Source organism: Micromonospora globispora (genome assembly GCF_003857015.1).
GTDB classification, from domain to species: Bacteria; Actinomycetota; Actinomycetes; order Mycobacteriales; family Micromonosporaceae; genus Micromonospora; species Micromonospora globispora.
In genome coordinates, this window is sequence record NZ_QGGF01000086.1 from 1 (window position 1) to 3836 (window position 3836).

Sequence of the window (3836 nt, forward strand, 5' to 3'; positions counted from 1 at the left end):
TTCGAACACGACCCGGTTGATCCTGACGAAGAGTGCGGGGCTGGAGGCTGTCCGTCCGCTGCGATTCGACCGCGTCCAGAACGACGGCCCGAGAATCGCCTCTGACCGCACCGTCAGTTTGGAAGAGTGCGCTCAACCGGTCATGATGCCCGAAACACCTGCTGCCTGCCCCGAAGACCGTTGCCTCTCGTGCCCGTTCGTGACCCTTCGGCGCCACGGCTACTGGCCCATGGCTGGCCCACGGCTGGTCACTGAGATGGCCACCGCCGCACATCGAGGGTCATCCTTCTAAGCCCGACGTGGCAGGGGCATGCGAGCATGCCTGTGTGACTCTCGTGCTCACCGTGCACAGCCGAGACAGCCTGTGGCTGATGGTCGATCGGCGGCTCTCATACGGCGGCCGCAGGCCGCCCATCGATGACGCCGTCAAGGTCATGAACCTTGAAACCAGCGACGGCGTTGGCCTGCTGGGTTACGCGGGTCTTGGTGCCACGGCCCGGGGAACACAGCCGTCCGAATGGATGAGTTCGGTTTTGCGCGGACTCGGGGGTCTGACGTTCGAGACAGCCCTAGGCGTCCTCTCCGCTGCGGCCAACAAGGAGCTTCCGAAGCATCTAGCGTCGCTGCCGGGAGGGGCGCACGTCATCCTAATTCCGGCCTTCGTCGAAGGAGTTGGGCCCCGGCTCTACAGCATCGACAACGTCTTCGATCGCAAGACCGGGCAGCACTGGTACCGCTACACGAGTCACCAGCGGACGGCCGAGCCGGGATCGCCGAGCACCCGTCTTGCAGTCGCGGGAACGGGTGGCATTTACCTTGCCCAGAAAGACAAGAGGTGGTGGCGGACCCTGCTCCGCCTGGTTAATGCGAACGACCGCGGCAAGGTTTCCGACTACCTGGTCGCTGATCAGCTTGCCAGGATCAACTACGAGGCTCACCAGGCAGTTCGTGACGGGACCGTCGGACCACGTTGCATCGTCGTCCGGCGTCGTCGGCGAGACGCTCGACGGCCCGCATCGGGAGGCGGGCATCAGTTCTACACGGGCGTCGAACGTGATGGGGAGTCGGTTGCCATCCCCACAATCACCAATGGAATGGACCTCCAGGCCATCACTCGAGTCTTGATGAAGCAGATGATGAGCCGATTCGCTGATGATGCCTTAGGCGACCCGGACGCCGACGAGCTGAATCGTCTACTGGCCAAGCTCCCATCGGAGCCGGACGAGAAGCTCCGGTGACCTTTGACGGGGTTGTTGTGGCATCCAGGTCGAGAAGTACCGTCGCGCGGCGGATCTCCTCGTCGGGCAGTCGGTAGACCGTCCAGCCTCCCCGGACGGGGACAAGGTGGAGCGCCCCACCGGACGTACGACCTTGGCCCCGTCCGGGGAGGCTGGTAGCCCTTGTGGTGCCCGATGAGGTGATCCGCGGCTGATCTCTGAGGAGGGCCGGGGTTCGGGGCGGAGCCCCGAGGTCTTCAGGTTGTCGTCCTTTAGCGTGGCCGGCCGGTCCGGCCGATGCCGGCCGGAGGTCGCCTGCAGGCCGGAGCCGGGCCGGCGCGGCCCGCTTGCGGGCCGCCTTGATCCTTAAGAGGGTAATTTGGCAACGTCCTCGACTCTCGACACCTCGACTCTCGACATGCCCTCCGTCGACTGATGTACGACAGTCGCCCGCCAACTGACTGCGACACCTCAGCGCGCTGGTCGCGGCAGATGCGGATGCGATTCCGCAGCGCGGCGAGACTGGACCGGGGTAGCAGTTGCCAGGTGCTATTCGCCTTCCAGCCGACCAGAGTTGCCGCGGAATGGCCGTCCTCCGTCGGTCGTCGGTAAGGCTGCGATCCTCGCAGCCCAGTGGTCGACGTAGGTCTTCATGCCGTCGGCATTGCGCGGAATGCTCAACCAGTCCCAGGCAGCGTCGCGAATCTCCCGTTGGGCGATCATCTCGGTGCCATCGCCATAGTGGAACGGGTAGCCGTCGACGATGTCCGACAAGTCCGCGTAGATGCTGTACAGCCCGTCGACATTCCCCACGTCGTCCCCGGGGAGCAGCTCGATCAGCGCGCACTTCAGCTCCTCGACGACCCCCACCGGATCTTCTCTGCCCTTCAGCACTCGATGCATGTATCCATCGATGAGGTCGATCACAGCAGTCGAGGAAGACGATACGGCGTCGGTCACCCTCTCATGGTCGCTTGCCGTGTCACCCGCGCCGCTCCTGACCCCGGCAGCGCGCAACGTTCCAGGGCCGCGAAGGTGGGACTGGACGACCTGACCTTCCACGACCTGCGGCACACGGGCCAGACCCTGGCCGCCCAGACCGGCGCGACCCTGGCCGACCTGATGAAGCGACTCGGGCACTCGTCCATGGCGGCGGCTCGCCGGTACCTGCACGCTGTTGACGGACGTGATCGCGAGATCGCCAAGGCGCTGTCGGAACTCGCCGCGCACGGAGATGTCGCACGGCTGCCCAGGCACATCACAATGCGGAGCTAGTTGATGGCTAGTGCCGAAGCAGGGCGAACCATCCCGCCGCAGTCACGACGAGAAGCAGTGCCACTGCGAACAGGGCCTGTCCGACCGCGTGGGGCACGGGGATGAGGAACGGTGCCTGCTGGACGAGCAGGCCCGTGCCGAGCAGGGCGCTGAAGCCACCGCGGCGGACGGGCTGGGATCGCTGGCTGGCCGTTAGACGCGCAATCCGCACCCAGGCCGTGGGGAAACGTCGCGTCACCGCGACACGCACGCCGAGTATGACCACGACAAGGCCGAGGACCACGCTGACGAGGCGCAAGGCGATCCATTCCGGGCCCAGGTCGTTCACGCTCATGCGGCCATCATTCAAGGGATGTCAAGGTCGCAAGCTTGCCCGGCCCCTCCGAGACGGAGATGTCGCACGGCAACCCCGGCACATCACGATGCGGAGCTAGTTGCACGGGCCATTGCACGGCGGGGTGCGGCGGCTCTATGACCTGCGGAAATGCGGGTGCCTGAAAATCGAAAGGTCGGCGGTTCGACCCCGCCCCTGGCCACATAGCCTTTCGCCGGGCTACCAAGCTCCTCACCCACGGCAACGTGGGTGAGGACCTTTGCGTTTGTGCCCGCTCCGCGTCCCCGGTCAGGGTCGGTTCCAGGGTCGCCCCGGGGATCGTCCTGATGGTCCCGGTGGACGACGGGGAGAAGACTGGCCGTATGACCTCAGCAGGAGACGTACGGGACATTCTCGGTCGGATCTCCACCGTCTGGCGCCTGGTCTACGGCGCGGAGAGCCGGCGACGGTTCGCCTGGTCCGTGGTTGCCGTGCCCCGTGCCCTGGCCGCGCTGCCCCGGGCCGTGCGCCGCCCCGGCCGGATCGGGGCACTGGCCCGCGCGCTGCTGGCGATCCCGGTCGCGGTCGCCTCGTCGGCGCTGACCGCCACCCTCGCCTTCCTGGTGCTGATCAACGTGCTGGCCTACCCGTTCCGGGGTTGGCTCGGGCTGCCCGGCCCGACAGACGACATCTGGGCCAGCCGGTACGCCGACTCCTGGGGCGGGCCGACCCTCGCCGGCGCCTGGGCCACCCACGCCGGGCTCCTGCTGCTGCTCGGCGTCCCGCTGGCGGCGTGGGCCGTCCGCGCCCTCACCGGGCTCCAGTGGCGGCTCACCGGCCACCCGGGCGGTGTCACCGGAGCGCCCGCACGCGGGCCGGTCGCCGCCGCACGCCGGCGAAGGGTTGGGGCAGCCGTCGGCTAGCGCTTGGGGCGCTGCTGGCGGCCCTGACCCATCCCGCCCTGGATCGCCTCCCACACGCTCCGCCCGGCCTGGCGCAGCGTCTCACCGGCCGACTGGGCTCCGGCACCC

General features: G+C 67.5%; 5 protein-coding genes. 3 read left to right on the forward strand and 2 right to left on the reverse strand.

Features of this window, described 5'->3' with window-relative positions; all coding sequences use genetic code 11:
* The first annotated feature begins 326 nt into the window (after positions 1–326).
* On the forward strand, positions 327–1238 hold the full coding sequence (locus DKL51_RS03210) for a hypothetical protein (RefSeq protein WP_123827003.1): 912 nt from the start codon (positions 327–329) through the stop codon (positions 1236–1238).
* 528 nt (positions 1239–1766) lie between these two features.
* On the opposite strand, the gene DKL51_RS03215 is transcribed toward DKL51_RS03210, so the two are convergent.
* The gene (locus DKL51_RS03215) at positions 1767–2177 is read right to left on the reverse strand and encodes a hypothetical protein (protein ID WP_123809834.1); all 411 of its coding nucleotides are present in this window, start codon (positions 2175–2177) and stop codon (positions 1767–1769) included.
* A 75-nt stretch (positions 2178–2252) separates the two neighbouring features.
* Here DKL51_RS03215 and DKL51_RS03220 point away from each other — a divergent pair, with 75 nt between their 5' ends.
* Positions 2253–2492, forward strand: a complete 240-nt coding sequence (locus DKL51_RS03220) for a tyrosine-type recombinase/integrase (protein ID WP_243421014.1) — start codon at positions 2253–2255, stop codon at positions 2490–2492.
* A 7-nt stretch (positions 2493–2499) separates the two neighbouring features.
* On the opposite strand, the gene DKL51_RS03225 is transcribed toward DKL51_RS03220, so the two are convergent.
* Positions 2500–2826 (reverse strand): hypothetical protein, encoded by a 327-nt coding sequence (locus DKL51_RS03225; protein WP_109943228.1) that lies wholly within the window; start codon positions 2824–2826, stop codon positions 2500–2502.
* A 362-nt stretch (positions 2827–3188) separates the two neighbouring features.
* Here DKL51_RS03225 and DKL51_RS03230 point away from each other — a divergent pair, with 362 nt between their 5' ends.
* Positions 3189–3728, forward strand: coding sequence for a hypothetical protein (locus tag DKL51_RS03230; protein WP_123827004.1), 540 nt, complete (start codon positions 3189–3191; stop codon positions 3726–3728).
* Positions 3729–3836 lie beyond the last annotated feature (108 nt).